The 24,305-nt window shown below is 71.6% G+C and carries 28 protein-coding genes and 1 pseudogene; 18 read left to right on the top strand and 11 right to left on the bottom strand.

Features of this window, described 5'->3' with window-relative positions:
- The first annotated feature begins 36 nt into the window (after positions 1-36).
- Positions 37-792 carry a phosphodiesterase gene (locus tag KBX63_RS07635; protein ID WP_210909943.1) on the top strand — a complete coding sequence of 252 codons (756 nt, stop codon included), beginning with the start codon at positions 37-39 and terminating at the stop codon, positions 790-792.
- Here KBX63_RS07635 and KBX63_RS07630 read toward each other — a convergent pair.
- A complete protein-coding gene (locus KBX63_RS07630; RefSeq protein WP_210909942.1) occupies positions 759-974 on the bottom strand; it encodes a hypothetical protein in 216 nt (71 codons plus the stop codon). The genes KBX63_RS07635 and KBX63_RS07630 overlap by 34 nt on opposite strands.
- A gap of 263 nt (positions 975-1,237) precedes the next feature.
- On the opposite strand from KBX63_RS07630, the gene KBX63_RS07625 reads away from it, so the two are divergent.
- The 3 genes from KBX63_RS07625 to KBX63_RS07615 all read left to right on the top strand — a co-directional run bounded on the left by KBX63_RS07625 (position 1,238) and on the right by KBX63_RS07615 (position 3,091).
- Positions 1,238-2,332 (top strand): 3-deoxy-7-phosphoheptulonate synthase, encoded by a 1,095-nt coding sequence (locus KBX63_RS07625; RefSeq protein WP_210909940.1) that lies wholly within the window; start codon positions 1,238-1,240, stop codon positions 2,330-2,332.
- 282 nt (positions 2,333-2,614) lie between these two features.
- Positions 2,615-2,848, top strand: coding sequence for a hypothetical protein (locus KBX63_RS07620; RefSeq protein WP_247661928.1), 234 nt, complete (start codon positions 2,615-2,617; stop codon positions 2,846-2,848).
- A 48-nt stretch (positions 2,849-2,896) separates the two neighbouring features.
- Entirely contained in the window at positions 2,897-3,091 is a 195-nt protein-coding gene (locus tag KBX63_RS07615) for a hypothetical protein (RefSeq protein ID WP_007464327.1), read from the top strand.
- Positions 3,092-3,144: 53 nt separating this feature from the next.
- On the opposite strand, the gene KBX63_RS07610 is transcribed toward KBX63_RS07615, so the two are convergent.
- From KBX63_RS07610 to KBX63_RS07600, 3 genes are read right to left on the bottom strand one after another with little or no spacing between them, the layout of a single operon-like run.
- Positions 3,145-3,684: a DUF1360 domain-containing protein gene (locus KBX63_RS07610; RefSeq protein WP_210909936.1), complete on the bottom strand. Its 540-nt coding sequence runs from the start codon at positions 3,682-3,684 to the stop codon at positions 3,145-3,147.
- A gap of 52 nt (positions 3,685-3,736) precedes the next feature.
- Positions 3,737-4,072: an SRPBCC family protein gene (locus KBX63_RS07605; RefSeq protein ID WP_210909934.1), complete on the bottom strand. Its 336-nt coding sequence runs from the start codon at positions 4,070-4,072 to the stop codon at positions 3,737-3,739.
- Positions 4,072-4,416: a DUF6158 family protein gene (locus KBX63_RS07600; protein ID WP_210909932.1), complete on the bottom strand. Its 345-nt coding sequence runs from the start codon at positions 4,414-4,416 to the stop codon at positions 4,072-4,074. Before KBX63_RS07600 ends, KBX63_RS07605 begins: the two co-directional genes overlap by 1 nt.
- A gap of 130 nt (positions 4,417-4,546) precedes the next feature.
- Here KBX63_RS07600 and KBX63_RS07595 point away from each other — a divergent pair, with 130 nt between their 5' ends.
- Positions 4,547-4,981 carry a hypothetical protein gene (locus KBX63_RS07595; protein ID WP_210909925.1) on the top strand — a complete coding sequence of 145 codons (435 nt, stop codon included), beginning with the start codon at positions 4,547-4,549 and terminating at the stop codon, positions 4,979-4,981.
- A 26-nt stretch (positions 4,982-5,007) separates the two neighbouring features.
- A complete protein-coding gene (locus KBX63_RS07590; RefSeq protein WP_210909923.1) occupies positions 5,008-5,334 on the top strand; it encodes a DUF3817 domain-containing protein in 327 nt (108 codons plus the stop codon).
- Between the two features lie 55 nt (positions 5,335-5,389).
- On the opposite strand, the gene KBX63_RS07585 is transcribed toward KBX63_RS07590, so the two are convergent.
- Entirely contained in the window at positions 5,390-5,872 is a 483-nt protein-coding gene (locus KBX63_RS07585; protein WP_307871643.1) for a DUF6232 family protein, read from the bottom strand.
- 541 nt (positions 5,873-6,413) lie between these two features.
- Here KBX63_RS07585 and KBX63_RS07580 point away from each other — a divergent pair.
- Complete coding sequence (locus tag KBX63_RS07580; RefSeq protein ID WP_210909919.1) at positions 6,414-7,388, top strand: NlpC/P60 family protein; 975 nt, start codon at positions 6,414-6,416, stop codon at positions 7,386-7,388.
- A gap of 72 nt (positions 7,389-7,460) precedes the next feature.
- Here KBX63_RS07580 and KBX63_RS07575 read toward each other — a convergent pair whose 3' ends face one another.
- The 3 genes from KBX63_RS07575 to KBX63_RS07565 form a co-directional block, all read right to left on the bottom strand.
- Positions 7,461-8,450 carry an RNA polymerase sigma factor RpoD/SigA gene (locus KBX63_RS07575; RefSeq protein ID WP_210909917.1) on the bottom strand — a complete coding sequence of 330 codons (990 nt, stop codon included), beginning with the start codon at positions 8,448-8,450 and terminating at the stop codon, positions 7,461-7,463.
- A gap of 410 nt (positions 8,451-8,860) precedes the next feature.
- Entirely contained in the window at positions 8,861-9,817 is a 957-nt protein-coding gene (murQ, locus tag KBX63_RS07570) for an N-acetylmuramic acid 6-phosphate etherase (protein WP_210909915.1), read from the bottom strand.
- The gene (locus tag KBX63_RS07565; protein WP_210909907.1) at positions 9,814-10,728 is read right to left on the bottom strand and encodes a MurR/RpiR family transcriptional regulator; all 915 of its coding nucleotides are present in this window, start codon (positions 10,726-10,728) and stop codon (positions 9,814-9,816) included. Before KBX63_RS07565 ends, murQ begins: the two co-directional genes overlap by 4 nt.
- Before the next feature lie 319 nt (positions 10,729-11,047).
- Here KBX63_RS07565 and KBX63_RS07560 point away from each other — a divergent pair, with 319 nt between their 5' ends.
- On the top strand, positions 11,048-11,740 hold the full coding sequence (locus tag KBX63_RS07560; protein WP_210909905.1) for an SDR family NAD(P)-dependent oxidoreductase: 693 nt from the start codon (positions 11,048-11,050) through the stop codon (positions 11,738-11,740).
- Between the two features lie 143 nt (positions 11,741-11,883).
- On the opposite strand, the pseudogene KBX63_RS07555 reads toward KBX63_RS07560, so the two are convergent.
- A pseudogene (locus KBX63_RS07555) lies at positions 11,884-12,537 on the bottom strand (dTMP kinase); the annotation flags it as partial.
- Between KBX63_RS07555 and KBX63_RS07550 the strand changes: the two are divergent.
- The 5 genes from KBX63_RS07550 to KBX63_RS07530 all read left to right on the top strand — a co-directional run bounded on the left by KBX63_RS07550 (position 12,491) and on the right by KBX63_RS07530 (position 15,195).
- The gene (locus KBX63_RS07550; protein ID WP_307871642.1) at positions 12,491-13,303 is read left to right on the top strand and encodes a nucleotidyltransferase family protein; all 813 of its coding nucleotides are present in this window, start codon (positions 12,491-12,493) and stop codon (positions 13,301-13,303) included. The pseudogene KBX63_RS07555 and the gene KBX63_RS07550 overlap by 47 nt on opposite strands.
- Positions 13,300-13,575, top strand: coding sequence for a hypothetical protein (locus KBX63_RS07545; protein ID WP_210909895.1), 276 nt, complete (start codon positions 13,300-13,302; stop codon positions 13,573-13,575). The genes KBX63_RS07550 and KBX63_RS07545 overlap by 4 nt, the downstream gene beginning before the upstream one ends.
- A gap of 10 nt (positions 13,576-13,585) precedes the next feature.
- Positions 13,586-14,362, top strand: coding sequence for a metallophosphoesterase (locus KBX63_RS07540; protein WP_210909893.1), 777 nt, complete (start codon positions 13,586-13,588; stop codon positions 14,360-14,362).
- Positions 14,353-14,499: a GPGG-motif small membrane protein gene (locus KBX63_RS07535; RefSeq protein ID WP_165949678.1), complete on the top strand. Its 147-nt coding sequence runs from the start codon at positions 14,353-14,355 to the stop codon at positions 14,497-14,499. Before KBX63_RS07540 ends, KBX63_RS07535 begins: the two co-directional genes overlap by 10 nt.
- A 201-nt stretch (positions 14,500-14,700) precedes the next feature.
- Complete coding sequence (locus tag KBX63_RS07530; protein WP_210909891.1) at positions 14,701-15,195, top strand: TspO/MBR family protein; 495 nt, start codon at positions 14,701-14,703, stop codon at positions 15,193-15,195.
- 52 nt (positions 15,196-15,247) lie between these two features.
- On the opposite strand, the gene KBX63_RS07525 is transcribed toward KBX63_RS07530, so the two are convergent.
- Positions 15,248-16,021, bottom strand: coding sequence for a M23 family metallopeptidase (locus tag KBX63_RS07525; protein ID WP_210909889.1), 774 nt, complete (start codon positions 16,019-16,021; stop codon positions 15,248-15,250).
- A gap of 251 nt (positions 16,022-16,272) precedes the next feature.
- Here KBX63_RS07525 and KBX63_RS07520 point away from each other — a divergent pair, with 251 nt between their 5' ends.
- The 5 genes from KBX63_RS07520 (at position 16,273) to KBX63_RS07500 (ending at position 22,579) form a co-directional block, all read left to right on the top strand.
- Complete coding sequence (locus tag KBX63_RS07520; protein WP_210909887.1) at positions 16,273-17,616, top strand: ABC transporter substrate-binding protein; 1,344 nt, start codon at positions 16,273-16,275, stop codon at positions 17,614-17,616.
- Between the two features lie 66 nt (positions 17,617-17,682).
- A complete protein-coding gene (locus tag KBX63_RS07515) occupies positions 17,683-18,729 on the top strand; it encodes a carbohydrate ABC transporter permease (protein ID WP_210909885.1) in 1,047 nt (348 codons plus the stop codon).
- 1 nt (position 18,730) lies between these two features.
- A complete protein-coding gene (locus KBX63_RS07510) occupies positions 18,731-19,696 on the top strand; it encodes a carbohydrate ABC transporter permease (RefSeq protein ID WP_210909883.1) in 966 nt (321 codons plus the stop codon).
- A gap of 68 nt (positions 19,697-19,764) precedes the next feature.
- A complete protein-coding gene (locus KBX63_RS07505) occupies positions 19,765-20,811 on the top strand; it encodes a LacI family DNA-binding transcriptional regulator (protein ID WP_210909882.1) in 1,047 nt (348 codons plus the stop codon).
- A 94-nt stretch (positions 20,812-20,905) separates the two neighbouring features.
- Positions 20,906-22,579: a glycoside hydrolase family 13 protein gene (locus tag KBX63_RS07500; protein WP_210910182.1), complete on the top strand. Its 1,674-nt coding sequence runs from the start codon at positions 20,906-20,908 to the stop codon at positions 22,577-22,579.
- Between the two features lie 209 nt (positions 22,580-22,788).
- On the opposite strand, the gene KBX63_RS07495 is transcribed toward KBX63_RS07500, so the two are convergent.
- The gene (locus tag KBX63_RS07495; RefSeq protein WP_210909880.1) at positions 22,789-24,213 is read right to left on the bottom strand and encodes an MFS transporter; all 1,425 of its coding nucleotides are present in this window, start codon (positions 24,211-24,213) and stop codon (positions 22,789-22,791) included.
- Positions 24,214-24,305 lie beyond the last annotated feature (92 nt).

The following is a 24,305-nucleotide window of genomic DNA, read 5'->3' as shown; positions in this document are numbered from 1 at the left end:
CGGCATCGAGCCGGCCGTTCGGGGTACCGGTGGGGAATGCCCGCGCCGTCCGTCGCCCCGCCCCCGTCCCGCACCGCCGGCCGGGCCGCCTCCGCCGTCGTACGCGCCACCGCCGCACTGACCCGGCTGCGCCGCGGCCGGCTGGTGCATCCGGCCGGTCGCTCGTTCGCGGGCGAGGTGCACTTCTGGGGTACGTCAGGCCCGCCCACCGGCGTCGGCCTGCTCGACGACCCGGGCCGCTACCCGGCCACCGTCCGGCTCTCCAAGGGGGTGCCCACACCAGGCGGCTGGCCGGACGTGCTGGGCCTCGCGGTGCGCGTGCACTGCCCGGGTCGCCCGTTCGACCTGCTGGTCAGCTCCAGCGGCGCGGCCCCGGTGCTGCGGAACCTGCCGCTGCCCCGACGCCGCTTCGCCGGGACGTACAGCACGATCATGTGCTACCAGGCCGGTCGGCGACGGCTCTGGCTGGCCGCGTTGGCCGACCCCGACTCGGTCGACCTCGGCCGGAGCCTGGCCGCGGCGGCCGCCGCGACCCGGGCGGACGCGCCGCGCCTGGTGCTCGCGGTCGCGTCCGCCGTGGGACCGTGGCGGCCGATCGGGCAGGTCAGCATCGGTGCGCAGCTCAGCGCTCGGGAGGACGCCGCGCTCGCCTTCGACCCGGTGCGCAACCTGCCACCGGGGCTGCGGGCGACCGGGCCGCTGGCCTGGCTGCGGGAGCAGACCTACCGGGGATCGCGGCGTGGGCGCGGAGCGACCGTTCAGTCCGGTGGCTCAGACGCGACCACCGTCTGATCCGAGGTGCGGTGCTCCAGCACCGTGTCCGGCGCCGCGTTCTGATCCTCCTCGCGGATGTCGGACTCGGTGAGGATGGCGTCGGCCTGCGCCCCCGGATCGTCGCTGCCCACCGCCGCCTCCTCGGGCAGGAGGTGCGCGCGGGACTCCACCCGGTCCTGATCGCTCTGCTCGTCGGTCATGGCACCCCTGTTACCCCGACCCCGGTCCCGGCACGCGGCGTTCCGCCGCTTGGTTGTGCGGGTCGGGTCGCCCGTCGGGTACGCTGACCTCGTGACGCGTTCGTATCGATGGTTTAGGCAGCCGGCTCGCACGCCGGTGACTTCACCATGATCTGACGTCACCACGGACCGAGCCGGCTGGGCAGGAGCTGTCGTTCCTGCCCTTTTGCGTACGAGCAGCCGGCTCGTCCCGGGCACCGGCCCCGGGCACGGTCGGCGAGAGGATGCCCACCGTGACGACCCCGGAGACCGATCGGGTCAGCGATCAGCGGATCGACCGTGTCGTGCCGCTGACCACGCCCGCGCTGCTGCACCACGAGTTGCCCCTGGACGCCCCGCTCGCCTCGGCCGTGCTGACCGGCCGACGCGCGGTTGGTCGGGTGCTGGACCGCGAGGAAGACCGCCTGCTGGTGGTCGTCGGCCCCTGCTCGGTGCACGACCCGGCCGCCGCCCTCGACTACGCGCAGCGGCTGCGTACCGCCGCCGACCGGCTCGCCGACGACCTGCTGATCGTCATGCGGGTCTACTTCGAGAAGCCGCGCTCCACGGTGGGCTGGAAGGGCCTGATCAACGACCCGGGGCTGGACGGCAGCGGGGATGTCAACACCGGCCTGCGGCGGGCCCGGGCGCTGCTGCTCGACGTCCTGCGCCTCGGGCTGCCGGTGGGCTGCGAGTTCCTCGACCCGATCACGCCGCAGTACATCGCGGACACGGTGGCCTGGGGCGCGATCGGTGCCCGCACCGTGGAGAGCCAGGTGCACCGGCAGCTCGCCTCCGGTCTGTCCATGCCGATCGGCATGAAGAACCGCCCCGACGGCAGCATCGGCACCGCCGTGGACGCGATCCGGGCCGCCGGCGTGCCGCACGTCTTCCCCGGCATCGACTTCTCCGGCACCCCGGCGATCATGCACACGCGGGGTAACACCGACGGGCACCTGGTGCTGCGCGGCGGGGGTGGCCGGCCCAACTACGACGCGGAGTCGGTGGCCGGTGCGCTCGATCTGCTCCGCGCGGCCGGGCTGCCGGAGCGCCTGGTGATCGACGCCAGTCACGCCAACAGCGGCAAGGACCACCGCAACCAGCCGCTGGTGGCAGCGGACGTGGCAGCGCAGCTGGCCGGCGGCCAGCGCGGGATCACCGGCGTGATGCTGGAGTCGTTCCTGCTGTCCGGCCGACAGGACCTCGACCCGACCCGGGAGCTGGTGTACGGCCGCTCGGTGACCGACGCCTGCCTCGGCTGGGACGACACCGCCGAGGTGCTCGACCACCTGGCCACCGCCGTCCGGGCACGCCGGGCCACTCTGCCGACCCCGGCCTGACCTGCCGAGCGGCTGTGACGGCGGACACGGCAGTGGGCGGAACAGCTTCGGGGGTCGGTCCGTTGACTGAGGTGTCGGTGTGTCCAGTGTCCCCGGGCCTCACCTAAACAGCCTTCGCGGAATACCGTCCGGCTGGAGCCGCGCAGCGCCACTCGCCGAGAGGCGACCTGCACACCGACACCAGCGCCGCCCCCGGCCACCCGGCCGGGGGCGGCGCTGTCTGTACACCCGCCCGAGGTCGGCCACTCCGGCGCGACGTTTGACCGATTCCGGCCCGGGTAGCTGATCGGCGTGACCGACGACGCATCCGTGGCCGGCGAGCCGGACACCCGGGCCCTCGACGACCTGCTCAACGACATCTACCGGGGTCAGGAGCGGGTCACCCAGGGGGAGATCTACCGCCGGGCGGTGGCCGCCGACCTCCCGGCGGACCTGCTCGCCCGGATCGACTCGCTGCCCGAGGGCGAGTACGCGGTGGACGAGGTCAGCGACCTGCTGGGCGGCTCCGTCGGGTGAACGCGCCGCACCGCCCGCCTCGCCGACGACCTCAGAAGGGACACCGAGATGACGCACCACGAGGACCACGACGAGAAGGTGCCGGCGCTGGGTCAACCGCCGAAGGGCAGGGACACCACGCCTGAGCCGGACTTCGCCAACGAACACGACCGCACCGCGGTGGACCGGGACATCATCACCGGGGAGGACGAGGACGAGCGGGAGCCGGAGTCGCCGCACGGCTGGTCCGGCATGCAGCGCTGACGCGTCGGTGGGGGGCGGCGCTGCCGGCCCCCCACAACGTTCGCCTCTCCGGGTCAGTCCTCGTGGTGCCCGCCCTCGGCGGCCTGCTGCGCGCTCGCGTACGCCATCTGGAGGAAGTCCGACGCGGCGACCGCGGTCAGCGCGGTGGCCACCAGCCGGGTCAGCCGGGGCGCGAGGACCAGGCCGCCGGTCAGCCCGGTGGCCACCCAGACCGCCAGACAGAACGGGCAGCTCAACAGCTCCCCGATGGCGTGCCGGGTGGAGCTGCCCGAGTCGCGGACCTGCTCCATCACCTCGCCGCTGCCGATCGGGCTGTCGTACCGGGTGAACGGAGCCCGCAGCGGGCTGGTCACCGCGTCCTTGGACAGCAGCCGGCTGAGCTTGTGCGTGGCGATGGAGAGCAGCACCACGTCGGCCGTGGCGGGCCGCTCGGGCACCGGTCGTCCGGTGACCTTGACCAGCCCGGCGATGGCACCGGTCACCCCGGCGTAGGTGCCCATCGCCGCCAGGTAGCCGCCGAGCGGGCGGTGCTCGTGCGGTGCGTACGCCCGGCGCAGCCGGGTCGCCTTCTGTCGCAGGCCAATGCCGGTCACCCGGTCTCCTCACGTGTCGTGGCTCGTACGGAAGCAGTGGCCGGTGACGGTCTCAGCCGGCCTGGAGGTTGTCGGCGACCTCGCGTGCCAGGTTGCTCAGCGCCTCGTCGGCCAGCTGGTCCGGTGCCTCCCCACCCGAGCCGTCGGCCAGGTCGAGCTGGATCCGGGCCCCGCCGGAGTCCGCCGGCTCCACCCGGATCTCCGCGGACCAGCCGGCGTCGTCGCCGCCCCAGCGGGCCCGCAGCTCCTCGTTGCTGATCTCCGTTGCGGGGCTGCCGTCGCCACGCAACGGCTCGGGCAGCCACGCCGAGGCCCGGGCCGGGTCGGTGGCGGTGTTGAAGACCACCTCGGGCGGCGCGGACATGCCACGCACAGCGCGCGCCGGCATCAGGCGTCCCGCAGGCGGCTCGGGTCGACCTCCCGGCCCGGGTGGCGGGCCAGGTACTCGGTCTCGAGCTCCGCCGTGCGCCGCAGGTGGTTGGCGAGCGCGGAATCCGCCGCGTGCCGCAGGGTGTCCAGCCGGGTGCGGTGCAGGCTGTGCACCTCGCGGATCAGATCCTCGTCGCTCAGCTCCGTCGGGTCGACGCCGAGCACATCGCCGTCGAAATCCGCACCGGCCCCCGCCGGGTCGGCCAGCTCGTCGCCGCCCCACTCGGGCACCCGCTGCTCCGGGCTCATGTCCGTGCTGCCACTGGACGGAAAGCCGTCCTCGCGTACCGATCCGGTCATCATCGCCCCCCTGGTCTCGTTTGGGCTGGCGTCTAGACGGATGCCCACACCGGGTGACGCCAAACCATCCCGGCCGTGCGACAACTACGACACGGTGTCGGAGACCGGCCCGGTCCCCGGTACCCTCGACGCCATGAGGTGGCTCTGGACCCCGGCGTGGATCGCGCGTCACGTGGCCATGGTCGTGCTGGTCGTGGGCTTCCTGGGGCTGGGCTGGTGGCAGGTCAGCCGGGCCGCCGCCGGCAACAGCATCAGCTGGGGGTACGCGGTCGAGTGGCCGGTCTTCGCCGGCTTCGTGGTCTACGTGTGGTGGCGTGAGGTGCGGCTGGCCCGCCGGAAGGCGGCGGCGGCCGCCGAGCCGCCGGCCGACCCCGCCGACGCGCCGACCGCCGGGGCGCCGCCGGCCGTGGCCGCCGGGTCCCGACCGGCGGTACGCCGACCGGTGCGGGTCGCCCGGGTCCCCGCGGCCAGCGAGCCTGTCGAGGACAGGGACCTGGCCGCCTACAACGACTACCTGTCATGGTTGAACGCCAATCCGGGCGCCCGGCCCGGTGACTATCCCGGCTGAGCCGGGGCTCGGAAGGACGGACGAAGGTGGGCGCAGCCCTTACCCGGTACCGCGTGATCGCCTGGATCGTGGGCGTGGCGCTGATCCTGCTGGTCGTGATCGGCATGCCGCTGAAGTACGCGTTCGACAACCCGGTCGTGGTGGAGACGGTGGGGCAGGCGCACGGCTTCCTCTACATGGTCTACCTGCTGGCCGCGTTCGACCTGAGCCGCCGGGCCAACTGGCCGCTGAAGCGGATGCTGCTGGTGATGCTGGCCGGCACTGTGCCGTTCGTCTCGTTCTACGCCGAGCGGCGAGTCACCGGGTGGCTGGCCCGCCCCACGGAGCGCACGCCGGAGCCGGTCGCCAGCTGAGCGGCCGATCGTCGGCGCCACGGCCCCGGGCCGGCGCGGGCCGGGCCGGCGCCGGTCAGCGGCTGGGCCGCCACGGGTCGGCCGAGGCGAGCGGGTCCACCCAACCGCCGTACCTGTTCACTTCCCGGGCTCGCAGCAGCGCCCGGGTGACCTGGCCGAACTGCCGCTCGTCGTCGGCGCTGAACAGCAGCACCTCCGCGCCCCGGTGCCATCCCCACAGCTCGTGCGGGGGTGGCCGCCAGCGATCGCCGACCAGGGCCAGCGCCGCCGGCAGCAGAAACACCGCCCCGAGAATGAGGTACGCCCCCGCGGTCAACCGTTGCAGGCCGCCGGTGAAGCCGAGCAGCAGCCCGACGCCGCCGAGCATGGCGGCGGTGATCGCGACCGCCCGGACGGCGATCCGGTCGTGTGGACCCCGGGTGGTCCGCAGGTGGGTCAGGTCGGCGACCCGGTAACTCGTCCGGCCGACGGTGAACCGGTCGACGGTCACGATGATGCCGGGCCGCGCGTACAGCAGGGTGGACCGGGCTCCGGGCACCGTTCGCTGCGGTCGCGTTGTAGCGCCTTCACGATTCACGGTTCCTCCCGTGGGGCGGCTCGCCGGGCTGGCCCGCAGGTCACGGGCATCGCTGCCTGTCGACGGGATTCCCGGCTCCGGTGTTCATTGTGTTGGGGTACCGCCAGCCCGCCGGGCCATTTACCGGCTTCCGACAGCTCGCCCGACCGGTGGACATCGTCGAGAAACAGCATCCATTTCAGGTTTTATCGGTTATGGAGCGCAGGTATCCGACGGCATGCGCCCGGAACGACGAAAGCCGGAAACCCGTCATCTACCGAAAAAAGGGGCGCAGAGATCGACCCGTACAGCGCCAGCAGCCACGATGAATTTCACCGGGCGCAGCGGCACTACCCGCCACAACGCCAACATTCGCCCCTACTTCAACTGCGGACGACAGCCGTCCCGGGTTAGTTTGGGCGAGCCGGTCCGGCCCAGTGCCGTCCGCCCGGATGGCCCCGGCCGGTGTCGCCGAGGGCATCAGCAGCCCCGCCGGCGGCCGTGGGAGAGGGGCCTTCTGCTCTTGTCATCCCTGAGAAACCTGCTGCGCACCATGGCGCTGGCCGGCATGTCGGCCGCGTTGATCGCCCCGACGGCGGTGGCTTACGCCGAGCCGTCCCCCGCCGACCTGACCCGCCGGATCGAGACGTCCTCGGCCGAGTTGGAGCGGGTCGTCGAGTCGTACAACAAGCTCAACGAGGAGATCAAAACCAACAAGACCGCGGCGGCCCGATTACAGGCCCGCATCGGCCCGCTCGAACAGCAGACCGAGCAGAGCCGGGCCGACGTCGCCGAGCTGGCCAACACCGCGTACAAGAGCGGCGAACTGCGGACCGCGGACGCGCTGCTGCGTCCCGGCGGCTCGGCCGCGCTCCTGGACAGGCTCGGCGCTCTCGACCAACTCACCCGTCAACGCCAGGAACGCATCTCCGGCTTCACTGCCAACCAGAAACGGCTCCTCGACGAGAAGCGCCGCCTGGACGCCACGCTGATCCGGCAGGCCGCGCAGGCCCGCCAGCTGGCGGCGGGGAAGAAGCAGATCGAGAGGGACCTGGCCAAGCTGTACGAGCTGCGCCGGCAGGCGTACGGGGCGCCCACCGAGCGACCCGCGCCCAAGGCGCCGGCCGAGGCCGGAAACGCACCCGCCGTCTCCGGTGCGGCCGGCACCGCGGTCCGCTACGCCTTCGGGGCACTGGGCAAGCCGTACGTCTGGGCGGCCGACGGGCCGAACGGCTACGACTGCTCCGGGCTGACCTCGGCCGCCTGGCGGGCGGCCGGGAAGTCGCTGCCGCACAACACCCGGATGCAGTGGGGGGCGGTCGCCCACATCGGTCGGGGTGACCTGCGCCCGGGCGACCTGGTCTTCTACAGCGGGCTCGGGCACGTCGCCCTCTACGTGGGCGACGGTCAGGTGATCGACGCACCGAGCGCCGGCCGTAACGTGCTCAAGCGGGGCATGAACATGATGTCCATCCAGGGCTACGGGCGGGTCCGCTAGCCACGACCGGGTACGGCGAACGGCCGGCGTCCCCCTATCGGACGCCGGCCGTTCGCCGTCAGCACTACCAGGTCAGGCTGCCTGCAGCCCCTCCGCACGGGCCAGCTCACGAAGCCGGCCGAGGGCCTGGATCTCCAGCTGCCGGATCCGCTCGCGGGACAGCGAGAACCGGGACGCGACCTCGGTGAGCGAGTGCTCGCGGCCGTCCTCCAGCCCGTAGCGGGCCCGCATGATGCCGGCCGACCGGTCGTCGAGGTGGTTGAGCAGCCCCTCGATGCGCTGCCGCTCCAGCCCGGAGAGGACGATGTCCTCCGGCGACGGGGCGTCGCTGTCGGCGACCAGGTCGCCGAGCTTGGTGTCGCCGTCGTCGCCGACCGGCGTGTCCAGCGAGACGGTGTCCTGCGACCAGCGGCGCAGCTCGTTGACCCGCTCGACGGTAACGCCGAGCGACGCCGCGATCTGCTCCGGCTCCGGGTCGCTGCCCAGCTCACGGGTGAGCTGCCGCGCCACGTTGCGCATCCGGTTGACGTCCTCCACCAGGTGCACCGGCAGTCGGACGGTGCGCTCCTGCTGGGCGATCGCCCGGCTGATGGCCTGGCGGATCCACCAGGTGGCGTAGGTGGAGAACTTGTAGCCACGCTCGTAGTCGAACTTCTCAACCGCCCGGACCAGACCGGTGTTGCCCTCCTGGATCAGATCCAGCATGGGCATGCCCGAGCGCACGTAACGGCGGGCGATCGACACGACCAGTCGCAGGTTGGCACGGATGAAGAGGTCCTTCGCGTGCTCCCCCTCGACGACCAGCCGCTCCAGGTCGGCCCGGTCGACGCCATCGGGGACGCGGTCCTCACTGAGCAGGTGCACGGCGTACAGGCCGGCCTCGATCGTCTTGGAGAGCTCGACCTCCCGGGCGGCGTCCAGCAGTGGCGTCCGGGAGATCTCGTGCAGGTAGACGCCGACGAGGTCGCGCTCCTCGGCGACCTGATCGGTTCGCATGCCGATGTTCTTGTCCACGTTGCCCACGGTCCCCTCGCTCGCGCCGGTTGCCCGGTTCCTTGCCATCCCCACGTCTGTCAGCCCCCCGGTAACTTCCGCTGTGCCCACCGGTGCTGACACCTACACAACAGATGAGACGTGTCGGGGATTCCATGTCGTGAGTCGAAAGTGTCACGAATGCCTGAGTAGTAGCTGAGAGCACGGTCCATGTTTGCTGTCAGCACCCGCCGGGTGGCTCGCCGCTGGGCACCACGTACGGGTTGGCGGGTCGGCGAATCGCCGAACGCCCGCACCATGGCAACACCGCCCGCCGCGGGGGCACAGCGACCCGGGTCACCACCGCGCTGCGATCCTGGTCACTGCCAGATACGCACCGGTGGACCGGTCGGTTCATCCACGGGGGTGTTATTACCCCCCGCCCCGATGAACAATCCGGAGCCCCGTTCGCTTCCCGGCGGCGACACGGGCGGGCGGAGTCAGGTGGCGAGCAGTGCGAGGGCGCCGCGGACCTGGTCGGCGGAGCGGGCCAGCGCGGCGCGCGCGGCCGTGACCTCGGCACCGGAGACGAGCGAGACCAGGGCGGTCTTCAGATCACCGTCGGCCTCGTTGAGGGCTCGCCGGGAGACCTCCTCCGAGCAGCCGGTGGCCTCGACCAGAATCGAGATCATCCGCCCGCGGAGTTTCGCGTTGGTGGCCACCATGTCGATCATGAGGTTCGAGTAGACCCGACCCAGTCGCACCATGACGGCGGTCGAGAACGTGTTGAGCACCAACTTCTGCGCGGTGCCCGCCTTCATCCGGGTCGACCCGGTGACGACCTCCGGTCCGGTGTCCACCCCGATGAACACGTCGACCGAGCGGGCCGCCTCCGCCTCCGGATTGGCGCAGAGCAGCACCGTCGAGGCACCCTTGGCGCGGGACGCGGCGAGCGCCCCGAGGACGTACGGCGTGCGTCCGCTGGCGGCGAGACCGACCACCAGGTCACCGGCGCGGACACATCCGGCCGCTTCGACCGCGCCGCCCCGGTCGTCGTCCTCGGCGTCCTCCACGGCCCGCCACATGGCGTCCGGCCCGCCGGCGAGGTGGGCGCAGAACCAGTGCCGGGGCGAGTTGAAGGTGGGAGCCAGCTCGGCCGCGTCGAGCACGCCCAACCGGCCCGACGTGCCGGCCCCGAAGTAGTGCACCCGGTGGCCGCCGCGCAGCGCCTGGACCGCCAGGTCGACCGTGGCGGCGATCTCGTCGAGCACCGCGGCGACCGCCGCCGGCACCCGCCGGTCAGCCTCGTTGATCACGGTGAGCACGTCCCGGGTCGACATCAGGTCGAGGTCGACGCTGAGCGGGTTACGCCGCTCGGTGGGGGCGCCCACCCGGACAGTCGGGCGGGCGGGCGGTGCTGGCATGTCCTCGTCCGGCTCCACCGCACCGGCCGTCATCCTCGCCTCCGGTTCGCACCAACCCGGTGCGACAGGACGGCCTCGGCGGTCGCCTCGAGGGCCTTGCGCGCCCGGGACCGGTTGCGGGCGGCCACCCCGACGAAGAGGCAGTCGACCACGGTGAGCTGGGCCAGCCGGCTGGCCGTCGCGCCGGAGCGGTAGGTGGTCTCCCGGGCCGCGGTGGTCAGCACGAAGTCGGCCACGTCGGTGATCGGTGAGCGGGGGAAGTTGGTCAGCGCCACGGTGACGGCGCCCCGGGTCCTGGCCTGCTCCAGCACCTCGATCACGTCGGACGTGGTGCCGGTGTGCGAGATGCCGACCGCCACGTCGCCCCGGCCGAGCAGCGCGGCCGAGGTCAGCGCGGTGTGCACGTCCGGGAAATAGAAGGCGATCCGCCCGATGCGGTGCAGCTTCTGCTGAAAGTCCGAGGCGACGAACCCGCTGGCGCCGGCGCCGTAGATGTCGATCCGGCCGGCGTTGGCGATCGCCTCGACCACCTGCTCACAGGTGGCCGGGTCGAGCTGCTCGGCAGTCTCCTCCACCGCGCGGGCGTCGTTGAACGCGATGGTGGCGATGATCTGGGCGAGGTCGGCGCCGGGCGGGATGTCACCGCCGACCACCCGGGCGTCCGGCGGTTCGACCCGCCGGGCGGCCTCGGCGGCGAGCCGGATGCGCAGCTGCGGATAACCGTCCATGCCCACCGACCGGCAGAACCGGATGACCGTCGCCTCGGATGTCTCGGCTGCGGTGGCGAGATCGGTGATCGTCCGGCGGGCGGCGGCAGCCGGGTCGGCGACGACCAGCCGGGCGACCCGCTGCTCAGCGGGCGACAGCGACGGCAGCAGCCCGCTGATGTGGACGATCAGCCCACCGGGCTCGTGACTCGCAGAAATCTTCGGACTCTTCGCCACGGATGAAACTTACTTTCACGAGGCGTGAGCGTCAACCATGACTCCACGTGATGGGCAAAGTACCGCCGATCGGGCGAGCCCGTCAGGCCAAGCGTGCCACCGCCGAGACGGTGCCACCTCCCCCGCCGGGCCGGGGCAACCTGTCGGACGGCTCCGGGCGTGCGACATCCGGGTCTGGCCAGACCGTACGGCGTCCCCGACCAGCCACACCGGGCAGGGCTCCCCCGCCGACGCCTCGACGCGACCCGACCGGACGGCGTGGACCCGGCGGAGCGGGTCGGGGCGATGGAGAGGCGGGGGCGGCGCTAGCGTGTGGCGCATGGCGGAGCGCAGTGTGCTGGTCACCGGGGGCACGGGCGGGCTGGGCGGGGCGGTCACCGCCGCGTTCCTGACGGCCGGCTGGCGGGTGGTCGTACCGGAGCGGGGAGCCCGGCCCCGGTCGGAGCCGGCGGCGGACGGGCTGGTCCGGCTTGTCGCGGACCTCACCGATCCGGCCGGCGCGGCGCGGGCGGTCGAGGCCGCCGCCGGCGAACCGGCGGCGCCGCTGCGGGCGGTGGTCAACCTGGTCGGCGGTTACGCCAGCGGCGGGCTGGTGCACGAGACGCCGGTCGAGGAGTTCGAGCGGATGCTCACCGCCAACCTGCGGCCGACCTACCTGGTCACCCAGGCCGCGCTGCCGCACCTGGTGGCGGCCGGTGGCGGTGCCGTGGTCTGCGTCTCGGCCCGCGCGGCGGTCGCCCCGTTCCCCGGCGCGGCCGGCTATGTCACCGCCAAGGCCGCGGTGCTCGCCTTCGCCAACGCGGTCGCGGTCGAGTACCGGTCCCGCAACGTGCGCTGCAACACCGTGCTGCCCAGCGTCATCGACACCCCGGCGAACCGTGCCGCTCAGCCCGACGCCGACCACTCCCGCTGGGTGGCCCCGGCCGAGATCGCCCCGGTGGTCCACTTCCTCGCGTCGGCGGAGTCCGCGCCGACCAGCGGCGCCGCGGTCCCGGTCTACGGGCGGGCCTGAGCCACCAGCGGCCCGTCAGCCCCACGGCTGGTCCGCTCCCCCACCGCCGGCACGGCGGCCGTCGCGCCGACGGACGGCGTCGACACCGGCGGCGGCATCACGGACGGCTGCGGCGCCGCTGGCTCCGGCACTTCGGACGGCGGCGGTCCGGCGGGCGGACGACCCGGGTCGGGACGGACGGACGGCGGCAGCCAGGTCGCCAGGTGCGCCTGAATCTGCTCGCTCACCTCCTCGGCCGAGCGGCCCGCGTCCACGAGGACGAAGGTCGGGTACTCGGGCAGGGCGCGGTAGGCGGTGTCGGCCGCGGTCAGCCAGCCCATCGTCTCGTGGTCGGTGCCCCGCTGCTCGATTCGCCGGTACGCCTCAGCCGGGTCGACGGCGAGCAGGAAGGTGACCTGCGGCGTCGGGAAGAGCCGGTAGCCGGCCCGGGCCAACCGCTCCCAGCGGTGCCCGCCATGCGCGCGGATGCTGGCGTACTGGCAGGCCGAGTAGCGGTCCATCACCGCCGTCCGGCCGGTGAGCAGGCAGCTGAGCAGGGCGGCGGCGATGGCGAGCCAGCGCAGCACGGATTCCACCGCCAGCACGCCGTCGCGCCCGACGAGTCGCTGGGCGTCGGGACGGCCGAGCCGGTGGGCGAGCCGGCCGAGCCAGCGACGCCCGCTGGCGTTGCGGCGGTATGTGGCCGGGCGGCCGGCGGCGGTCAACGCGTCGGCCAGCCGGTGCGCCTGGGTGGTCTTGCCCGAGCCGTCGATGCCGATCAGGGCCACGGTGCGCAACCGGGTCCTGCCGCGTCGCATCCCCGATGATGTGGCCACCCTCGACAGGCTATCCGACCCGTGCTCCGACCCGCGCAGTTTGTGGTGCTTGATCCCTGTTCGCACCCACCCGCGACCCGACCAGGTGTGGGCGACCGGAATGCCGGGTACGGGAGTTCGAATCCAACCGCCTGTCCACCAACACGACCGACGGGAGAACCAGATGGCTGAGCGCGGGGACGAGAGTCTGGTGCACACCCTGAAGAAGGTCGCCGCCGTGCTCAAGCAGTCCGAGATCCCGTTCGCGCTGGGCGGCAGCTTCGCCGTCTACGCCCACGGCGGCCACTCCAGTGATCACGACGTCGACTTCCTGATCCGGGAGGTCGACGTCGAGCAGGCCCTGGAGGCCCTGGTGGCCGCCGGCTTCGTCGCCGAGCGTCCGCCGGAGGACTGGCTGGTGAAGGTCTTCGACGACGGGCGGATGGTCGATCTGATCCACCGACCGATCGAGACGCCGGTGACCGAGGAGACATTCGCCGACACGGTCGTCCGGCCGGTGGACGCGATTCACATGCCGGTCCTGTCCGCCACCCAGCTGATGGTGCACAAGCTGCTCAGCTTCTCCCAGCACTACTGCGACTTCGCCCGCGGCCTGCCGCTGGCCCGGTCGTTGCGGGAGCAGATCGACTGGGAACGGGTACGCAAGGAGACGCAGCACTCGCCGTACGCCGAGGCGTTCCTGGTGCTGCTGGACCGGCTGGAGGTGGTGCCGGAAACCGGCACCCAGGCAGGAGAGGGGACACCGTGACCCACCATCGCGACAGCGGCGCCGGACCACCCGACGAGTACGTCGAGGCCGAGATCCACCGGCTGCTCGCCGAGGACCCCGCCGTCGCCGAACAGGGAATCACCGTGGTGCGACGGGAACGCGCCCTCATGCTCTACGGCGAGGTGGAGAGCCCGCACCGGCGCGAGGAGATCCTGCGCCGGGTGGCCGAGCGTTTCCCGGACGTGCCGATCACCAGCGACATCGGGGTGATCCGCGCCCAGGCGCCCACGCAGATCGAGCAACTGCCCTGAGGGAGGCTTCATGGTGATCCGGATCGCCGCCGTGGGTGACGTGCATCTGGACGAGGACGTGGTCGGCCGGTTCCGCCCGGCGTTGGAGGAACTGCCGGACTGCGCTGACGTGCTCCTGCTGGCCGGCGACCTGACCCGCCACGGCACCGAGGCGGAGGCGCGCTGCGTGGCGCAGGAGTTCGGCGGGCTGGCCGTGCCGGTGGTGACCGTGCTGGGCAACCACGACCACCAGTGTGACCAGGTGCCGCAGGTGGTCAAGGTGCTCGAGGACGCGGGCATCACCGTGCTGGAGGGCGACGGCGTGGTGCTGGACTGCGCGGGCGGCCGGCTCGGCATCGCCGGCGTCAAGGGCTTCGGCGGCGGGTTCGCCGGCCGGTGCGCGAGCGACTTCGGCGAACCGGAGATGAAGGCGTTCGTCCACACCACCACCGACAGCGCGGAGCGCCTCGGTACGGCGCTGCGCTCGCTCGACTGCGACATGCTGGTCGCGCTCACCCACTACTCACCGGTGCCGGACACGCTGGCCGGCGAGCCGCTGGAGATCTACCCGTTCCTCGGCTCGTACCAGCTCGGGCAGGCGATCGACTCGGCGCCCACCGCGCTGGCCCTGCACGGGCACGCGCACGCTGGCACCGAGCGCGGCACCACGCCCGGTGGGGTGCGGGTACGTAACGTCGCGCACCCGGTGATCAAGCAGGCCTACAGCGTCTTCCATGTCGGCGATCAACCCGACAGCGACCAGGTTTCCCCGATCGGACGCTCGGGTAGTCAGAGGTCATGGAGCTGATTCTCTGGATTCTCGCAGTCGTACTCGTCGTCGCCGGCATTCTCGCGCTGTTCCGCCGGCAGATCCTGTGGGGCATCGTCCTCATCGTCGTCGGGCTGCTGGTCGGCCCGGGTGGTGTCAGCATCTTCAATAATTGACGTCCGTAGGCGCAATACCGGGACCCGCCGGGGTCGCCGCGACCGGAGTTCCGTCCTCCCGACGGGAGCACCGGACGTGGCGACCCCGGCGCCGTGCTGTCCACAGGAGCGCGGGCGCGGGTCCAGGTCGGGCGGTGACCGGTCTCGGCGTGGGTTCCGCGCCAGCGGTTTGACCGCCGACCAGGCGGAAATATCTCGACCGTGGAGGTATCTCAGGACGTGCCACCGACCTCCGGCCGACGATCCCGCTGGGCGCTCGCCTGTTTCGCGGTCGCGGTCTTCGTCGCGGCTGCGATCGGCGGGTTGGGGGTGCAGGGCACCACCGACGAGTACGCCAGCCTGCGGCAGCCCGGCTGGGCACCGCCCTCGTGGCTGTTCGGCCCGGTCTGGACGGTGCTCTACGCGCTGATCGCGGTGGCCGGCTGGCTGGCCTGGCGTCAGGTCGGCTTCGGGCCGGCGCTCTGGGCGTGGACCGCCCAACTGGTGCTCAACGCGATCTGGACCCCGCTGTTCTTCGGCGCGGGGCAGTACGGGCTGGCGTTCGCCGAGATCGTGGCGATGTGGCTGGCGATCGGGCTCACCGTGGCGTTGTTCGCCCGGGTCTCCCGGGTCGCGGCGGCGCTGCTGCTGCCCTACTGGGCCTGGGTCACCTTCGCCGCCGCACTGAACCTGTCGATCTGGCGGCTGAACTCCTGACCGACGGGTCCCCGACGGCGCCGCCCGCCGGGAACCCTGGTCGTCGAACCGTTCAGCAGCGGGGCACGCCCGGGATGTAGCCGTCGTGACCGGTGTACACGTACGCGTCGGCAATGAAGCGGCCGGCGCCGATCCGGTCCCAGATCGAGCTGGTGCCGTAGGTGCCGGTGACCGTCGTGCCGCTGGTCTGGCAGGTGATGGTCACCCTGGTGCCGTCGGCGACCGTGCCGACGGAGGCGTAGCCGGTGCCGGGGCCGGAGCGGACGGTCAGCGGGGTGCCGCTGGTGTCGACCGTGCCGTTGCCGGTGCCCGAACTGCACCCGTTGTCGCTGGTGTAGCTCTTGGTGCCCCAGTACAGGGCGAGGGCGCCGTTGAACCGGACCTGGACGTCGCCACCGTTGAGGCGCTGCTCGTAGTGCAGGTGCGGCCCGGTGGAGCCGCCGGTGCTGCCGACCCAGCCGAGCACCTTGCCGTAGCCGACCGTCTGGCCGACCGACACGTTGAAGCCGTTGAGGTGGGCGTAGTACGTGCTGTAACCGCCACCGTGGTTGATCCGGACGTACCTGCCGTAGCTGGTGCCGCCGAGGTCGGTCACCCGGTCGACGGTGCCCGGGGCGCTGGCCACCACCGGGTCGCCGAGGTCGTCGGTGCGGTTGAAGTCGACGGCGTACGCCGGGCTGTGGTTCGACCGGGTCTGCCCGGACCAGGACTGGCCGCAGGGGAACGGCACCTTGAAGGTCGGCGCGGCCAGCGCCGGGCTCGCCGGAGCCAGGACTCCCCCGACGAGCAGGCCCGCCACGAGCAGGCTGATCCACCGCTTACGCATACAGCTCCTCCTATGTCGAAAACCTTCGATGTGGAGGGTTCAGCCTGACAGATATCGTCATTCTTCGAAAGAGTCGGAGACCCGGCCCGGGAGCGCGCCCACGGGGCGGCCTGGAGGTTTCCGGATTGTTACTCGCTCGTGTCTGCCAGGGGCTGGACCGGACCCGATGCAAGCGCTTACATGTGTGCACGCCCATCGGGACCGGCGCCGGGCCATTGAGCACGACCGCGCCGGCTAGAAAGGAGGACGGCATGGCGGTCTTTACCAGACCACGCCAGGCCTTCGCGATCGCCGGCGTACTGGGGCTGGCGCTCAGCGCCACCGCCTGCGGTACCGGCGACGACAAGAAGAGCGACAACGCGGGCTCCGCGGAGTGTGCCGCATACGAGAAGTACGACGGACACGACGGCAAGAAGGTCTCCATCTACGCGTCCATCCGTGACGCCGAGGCCGACCTGCTGGAGCGGTCGTGGTCGCAGTTCACCGACTGCACCGGCATCGAGATCGACTATGAGGGCAACGCCGAGTTCGAGGCGCAGCTCCCGGTCCGGGTCGACGGCGGCAACGCGCCCGACCTGGCGTTCGTGCCTCAGCCGGGCCTGGTCAAGCGGTTCGCCGACGCCGGCAAGCTGAAGTCCCTCGGGGCCGACACCAAGACGATGGCCGAGCAGAACCTGCCAGCCGACTGGCTGAAGTACGGCACCGTCAACGGCACCCTCTACGGCGTGCCGCTCGGCGCGAACGTGAAGTCCTTCGTCTGGTACTCGCCGAAGCTCTTCAAGGAGAAGGGCTGGACGGTTCCGACCAGCTGGGACGACATGATCAAGCTCAGCGACACGATCGCTGCGACCGGCGTCAAGCCGTGGTGCGCCGGCATCGAGTCCGGTGACGCCACCGGCTGGCCGGCCACCGACTGGATCGAGGACGTGGTCCTGCGCACCCAGGGCCCCGAGGTCTACGACCAGTGGACCACCCACGCCATCCCGTTCAACGACCCGAGGATCGTCGACGCGGTCAACCGCGCCGGCACCATCCTCAAGAACGAGAAGTACATGAACGGCGGCTTCGGCGGTGTGAAGAGCATCGGCACCACCGCCTTCGGTGAGGCCGGCCTGCCCGTCACCACCGGCAGGTGCGCCATGCACCGGCAGGCGTCGTTCTACGCCAACCAGTTCCCCGAGGGCACGAAGGTGGCCGAGGACGGCGACGCGTTCGCCTTCTACTTCCCGGCCATCGACGCGGCCAAGGGCAAGCCGGTGCTGGGCGCGGGCGAGTTCGTCGTCGCGTACGCCGACCGTCCCGAGGTGCAGGCGGTGCAGACCTACCTCGCCTCCAGCGAGTACGTCAACAGCCGCGCGAAGCTCGGCAACTGGGTCACGGCGAACAACAAGCTGGACATCGCCAACGTCGCCAGCCCGATCGACAAGCTCTCCGTCCAGATCCTGCAGGACAAGACCGGCACGTTCCGCTTCGACGGATCCGACCTGATGCCGGCCGCGGTCGGCGCGGGGACGTTCTGGAAGGGCATGGTCGAGTGGATCAACGGCAAGGACACCGCGTCGGTGCTCCAGGGCATCGAGAGCAGCTGGAAGTGATCTGAGCGGTGGGCCGGTCCGCACCCCCGGGCCCGCCCACCGGCGGATCTGGACCTGGGAGGGTCGATGGAGTTCGACTTCGCAGAGGAACAGCCGAAGTTCCTCATGCTGATGTACGGGCTGATCGCTTTCGTCGCGGTGGTGGGCGGTCTGCTCCTGCTCCTCGACGTGGTGCCGGCCTGGTTCGCCCGCCGTCGGGAGACGCAGCTCGTCGCCGCGTCCGCCAGCGGCGCCCCGCTCCCCCGGCGCCCGAAGCAACGGGAAGGGCTCTTCGCGCTCTTCTTCATGCTGCCGACGGTGCTGCTGCTCACCATCGGGCTGGTCGTGCCAGCCATCCGCACCACGTTGCTCTCCCTGATGGACAAGGACAGCAACGAGTGGGTGGGCCTGGCCAACTACAGCTGGATGTTCTCCGACAGCTCGATCATCCGGGTGCTGACCAACAGCCTGATCTGGGTGATCCTGGTCCCGCTGGTGGCGACCGGCTTCGGCCTGATCTACGCCGTGCTGGTGGACAAGGCCCGGTTCGAGGCCGTCGCCAAGTCGCTGATCTTCCTGCCGATGGCGATCTCGTTCGTCGGCGCGAGCATCATCTGGAAGTTCGTCTACGCCTACCGCGGCGACGGCGACCAGATCGGCCTGCTCAACCACATCGTGGTCAGCCTCGGCGGCGAACCCAAGCAGTGGCTGCTCGAGTCGCCGCTGAACACGCTGCTGCTGATCGTCATCATGATCTGGATCCAGGCCGGCTTCGCCATGGTGGTGCTCTCCGCCGCGATCAAGGCCATCCCCGGCGACATCGTGGAGGCCGCCCGGCTCGACGGAGTCAGCCCGTGGCAGATGTTCTGGCAGATCACCATGCCGACCATCCGACCGGCGCTGATCGTGGTGGTGGTGACCCTCTCGATCGCCACGCTCAAGGTCTTCGACATCGTCCGAACCGCAACCAACGGCAACTACGACACCAGCGTGATCGCCAACGAGATGTACAACCAGGCGTTCCGGTACGGCGAGAACGGGCAGGGCTCCGCGCTCGCGGTCTTCCTCTTCATCCTGGTCATCCCGATCGTGATCTACCAGATCCGCAACCTCCGTCAGCAGCGGGAGGGCTGAGATGACCACTGCCACGCCCACAATCGCCGTCGGCACCCAGCAGACCGACGGACCGAAGACCACCGCCGGGCGGGTCCGCAAGCGGCTGAACAGCCGCACCGCGACCCTCATCTCGATCGTCATCGCGGTGGTCTGGACCATCCCGACCTTCGGCCTGTTCATCTCCTCGCTCCGGCCCGAGGACGAGATCAAGACCACCGGCTGGTGGACCGCCTTCACCAACCCGCAGTTCACCCTGGAGAACTACCAGCAGGTCCTGTTCGGCCGGTCATCGTCGTCCGGGCAGCTGGCCAGCTACTTCATCAACTCGCTGGCGATCACCATCCCGTCGGTACTCTTCCCGCTCGCCTTCGCCTCCCTGGCGGCGTACGCGTTGGCCTGGATCAACTTCCGCGGTCGGGACTGGGCCTACATCGCGATCTTCGCGTTGCAGATCGTGCCCCTGCAGATGGCGCTGGTGCCGCTGCTGAAGTTCTTCTCCACCGGTGTCACCGTCGCCGGCATCACCCTGATGCCGGCCTGGGACCTGGTCGACGAACAGAAGTTCGCCCAGGTGTGGTTCGCGCACACCTGCTTCGCGCTCCCGTTCGCCGTCTACCTGCTGCACAACTTCATCTCGCAGCTACCCGGAGACCTGATGGAGGCGGCCCGGGTCGACGGCGCCGGCCACCCGAAGATCTTCCGCACCATCGTGCTGCCGCTGATCACCCCGGCGCTGGCCGCGATCGGCATCTTCCAGTTCCTCTGGGTCTGGAACGACCTGCTGGTCGCGCTGATCTTCGCTGGCGGCGGCGACGAGACCGCCCCGCTCACCGTCCGGCTGGCGGAGATGGCCGGCACCCGGGGCAATGAGTGGCAGCGGCTGACCGCCGGGGCGTTCGTGTCGATCGTCGTACCGCTCATCGTGTTCCTGTCCCTGCAGCGCTACTTCGTGCGAGGCCTGCTCGCCGGCAGCGTCAAGGGTTGACCCGCTTGCCCGCCGCCGCCTGGCCCCTCGGGCGGCGGCGGGCGCCGGGTACCGAGCGCGGGGGAACCGTGACGAAGATTGATGATGTCGCCCGGCTGGCCGGAGTGTCCACGGCCACCGTCTCGCGGGCACTGCGCGGGCTGCCGACGGTCTCCGCCGCCACCCGGCGCCGCGTCCTCGCCGCCGCCGAGCAGCTCGACTACGAGGTCTCGCCGAGCGCGTCCCGGCTCGCCGGTGGCCGCACCGGCACGGTCGCGGTGGTGGTCCCCCGGATCACCCGATGGTTCTTCAGCACGGTCGTGGAGGCGGTCGAGGAGTACCTCCACGAGTCCGGCTACGACCTGCTGCTCTACAACCTGGGTGGCCGGGAGCAGGTCCGCCAGCGGGTGCTGCGCACCGCCAACCTGCACAAGCGGGTGGACGCCATCATGCTGGTCGCCACGCCGCTGCGCCCGGCCGACCTGACCGCGCTGGCCTCCCTGGACCTGCCCGGCGTGACCATCAGCTCGGGGACCAGGGTGCCCAACTGGCCGTGCGTGCGGATCGACGACGTGGCTGCCGCCCGTACCGCCACCCGGCACCTCCTCGACCTCGGCCACCGCCGGATCGCGCACATCTCCGGCGACCCCGACGACGAGCTGGCCTTCACCACCCACCTGGACCGGCGCCGGGGCTATCAGCAGGAGCTGCGGGCCGCCGGAATGCAACCCGACCCGAGCCTGGACGTCGAGTCGACGTTCACCATCGACGGCGGCACCCAGGCCACCGCCGAGCTGCTGGCCCGGGGCGAGCCGCCGACGGCGATCGTCGCCGCCTGCGACGAGATGGCGATGGGCGCGATGACCGCGCTGCGCGACGCTGGTCTGCGCGTACCGCAGGACGTCAGCGTGATCGGCATCGACGACCACGACCTGGCCGGTGTGCTCGGGCTCAGCACCATCGCCCAGCCCGCCGCCGAGCAGGGCCGGCTGGCCGCCCGGATGCTGCTCGACCCGCTCGGGGCCCGGAGCCTGGGCCCGATCGTCGGTCAACGGACCCCCGGTCGCGACAGCCCGGTGATCCTGCCCACTCGGCTGGTCGTCCGGGACTCGACCGCACCGCCCCGGGCACACTGAACTCCAACCATCCGCCGCCGGCCCGGCGGCTGGCGGCGACGCGGCCGGCAGCAGCACCCGGCAGTCCACCCACAGTTCGACACGGGAGACGACCCTGAACACCGATCCGACGCAGCAGACCCCCTCCGGTCACCCGGTCACCGGCTGGTGGACCGAAGCCGCCATCTACCAGATCTACCCCCGCTCGTTCGCCGACTCAGACGGGGACGGCGTCGGCGACCTGCCCGGCATCACCGCCCGCCTCGACCATCTGGTCGAGCTGGGCGTGGACGCGGTGTGGCTCTCCCCGTTCTACCCGTCGCCGCAGGCCGACGCCGGCTACGACGTGGCCGACTACCGGGACGTCGACCCGCTGTTCGGCACCCTCGCCGACGCGGACAAGCTGATCACCGAGGCCCGTTCCCGCGGCCTGCGGGTGATCGTCGACCTGGTCCCGAACCACACCTCCTCGGCGCACCGTTGGTTCCAGGCCGCGCTCTCCTCCGCGCCCGGCAGCCCGGAGCGGTCCCGGTACATCTTCCGCGAAGGCCTGGACCCGACCGGTGACCAGCCGCCGAACGACTGGCAGAGCGTCTTCGGCGGCCCGGCCTGGACCCGGACGGTCGACCCGGACGGCCAGCCCGGCCAGTGGTACCTGCACCTGTTCGACACGGGACAGCCGGACCTCAACTGGGACAACCCGGAGGTGCACACGGAGTTCCTGGACGTGCTGCGGTTCTGGCTGGACCGCGGGGTGGACGGCTTCCGGGTCGACGTGGCACACGGCCTGGTCAAGCAGGCCGACCTGGCCGACTGGCAGGAGCCGCAGGAGATCCTGTCCGGCAACGAGGTGGACAAGCCGCGCCCGCCGATGTGGGACCAGGAGGGCGTCCACGAGATCTACCGTCAGTGGCGGCAGCTCCTGGACAGCTACCCCGGCGAGCGGGTGCTGGTCGCCGAGGCGTGGGTGGAGCCGGCCGAGCGGCTGGCCCGCTACGTCCGTCCGGACGAGATGCATCAGGCGTTCAACTTCGAGTACCTGCTCGCCGCCTGGACCGCGCCGGCCCAGTACGCGGTGATCACCCGCTCGTTGGAGGCGACCGACTCGGTCGGCGCGCCGACCACCTGGGTGCTGTCCAACCACGACGTGGTGCGGCACGCATCCCGACTGGGCCTGCCGATCGGCACCGTCCGGCCCAACGGCATCGGCATCGGCGACCCGCAGCCGGACGCCGCGCTCGGCCTGCGCCGGGCCCGGGCGGCCACCCTGCTGATGCTCGCCCTGCCCGGCTCGGCCTACCTCTATCAGGGTGAGGAGCTGGGCCTGCCCGAGCACACCACACTGCCGGACGAGGCCCGTCAGGATCCGACCTGGGCGCGCAGCGGGCACACCCAGCGCGGCCGGGACGGCTGCCGGGTGCCGATCCCGTGGGAGGCTGACGCGCCGTCGTACGGTTTCGGGCCGTCCGACGCCAGTTGGCTGCCGCAGCCGCCGCTGTGGGCGGAGTACGCGCTGGACCGGCAGCGCGACGTGCCCGGCTCGACGTACGAGCTGTACCGCACGGCGTTGCGGCTGCGCCGCGTCCACGGGCTGGGCCACGGCACGCTGGAGTGGCTGTCCTCCGGCGACGAGGTGCTGACCTTCCGCAACGGCGAGCTGACCGTGCTGACCAACTTCGGCGCCACTCCGGTGCCGGTTCCGGCCGGCGCGGAACTGCTCGCTTCCAGCGCACCGCTGCACGACGACGGCGCCGTGCCGACCGACGTGACGGTCTGGGTACGCGGCTGATCCCAGCCTGTCCGGCCCGTCCCGCCGCCCCTGCTCCTGAACGGGTCGGCGGGACGGGCCGGGGTGCTTTGGAGCTGATGTCGCAGACGATTCACTCCGCGCACCGGCACATCGAGAATCGGGCTGCTTCCGGGATGTGGTGGCCTCGATCCGGCGGGAGGCCACCACAACCCGGATACAGGGCGGTCCACCGGCGGAGGGCGGCGCGGTCAGAGTCGGTCGGCGCGGGTGTGCAGCAGGTCGTGCACGTTCTCGATGTCGGCCGGTGAGGTCCGCGAGGCGAGCCAGTACATGACGCCGGTGGGGATGAAGAAGAGTTGGAACGCGGCCAGCCCGACGGCGAAGTTCAGCGGTGGCGGGAACGCCGCGCGCAGGCCCTGAAAGGCCACGCCGACCAGCCCGTTGCCGGCCGCCCGGCCGACCCCGTTGACCAGGTTGCCCAGGCTGTACACGGTGCCCCGGTGCTCCGGCGGGTTCACGTCGGCGATCAGCGCGAACCAGTTCGGCGAGTTGGCCGAGGTCAACGCGAGCGCCACCACCGCGGTCAGCAGGCTCAGCCCGACCGACGGCTCGGTGAACACGCTGGACAGGATCGCGCCGATCACCGCGCCGGTGCTGCCGTCGTCCGGCACGTCGATGCTCACCGGCACGAAGAACAGCACCAGGTAGAACGGCAGCGCGGCGAGGATGCCGACCGCGGCGACGAATGCCCGGCCCCCCGGGTTACGCCGCTGCACCGCGTCGCCGATCAGCCCGCCGACGATGGAGAGCACCCCGCCGAGCTGAAACAGCGTGGCGAAGACACTGCCCACCACCACCGCGGTCGACTCCGAGTAGCCCTGCGCCTCGGCGCGCTCCGCGAAGAGCACCGGGAGCCAGACCAGCGAACCGAAGGCCGCCTGCGCGGTCAGGCCCTGCAGGATCAGCCACCGGTTGGTCCGCCGGGCCAGGATCCGCGGCAGGTCGGCGCGGCTGATCCGATAGTCGTACTCGGCCCCCTCGTGCAGCGCGGGAGCCAGCTCCGGCTCGCTCTGGCCGCGCCGGATGTCGTAGGTGAACAGGTAGGCCAGCGTGGCGGCCAGGCCCACCCCGGTCAGCACCAGGAACGGCCGCCGCCAGTCGGTCGCCCCGAGCAGCCCGCCGACCAGCGTGCCGGCCAGCGTGCCGACCCCCTGGGAGAGGCCCCAGAAGCTCATCACCAGCCCTCGCCGCGTCGGCGAGATGAGGTCGGTGACCACCGAGAAGCCGACCGAGCCGACCGCGCCGAGACCGACCGCCGCGACCAGCTGCGCGGCCAGGAACGTCAGGTACCCGCCGGCGAGCGCACTCCCGCCGGTGCCCGCCGCCCAGAGCAGCGTGCCCACCATGAGCAGCGGCTTGCGGTTGGTCCGGTCGCCGACGTACGCCCAGCCGACCGCGGCCACCGCGCTGACCAGGAAGCTGACCGCGGTGACCAGGCCGAGCAGCCGCCCCGACACGGCGAACGCCTCGGCGATCGGCCCGTACAGCGGCGGGACCAGCCCGATGGCCACGTTGTCCAGCGAGGCGAGCAGCACGAACACCACGACGCTGTACAACCGGTGCGCCGGGCCGCCACCACGGGCCCGGCGGGACCCGGCACTGGTCACGGTCATGACCGGCAGCCAACCAGACTCCGCTGAGGAGGTCGTCACGCGGGTGGTGCCGGTCAGCTTCCCACCGGCACCACCCGCGTCGATCCGATCGG

It is taken from the genome of Micromonospora sp. U21, from assembly GCF_018070045.1.
Classification (GTDB): Bacteria; Actinomycetota; Actinomycetes; order Mycobacteriales; family Micromonosporaceae; genus Micromonospora.
Note: the sequence above shows the minus strand (reverse complement) of the source record. Positions and strands in the feature narration are given on the sequence as shown.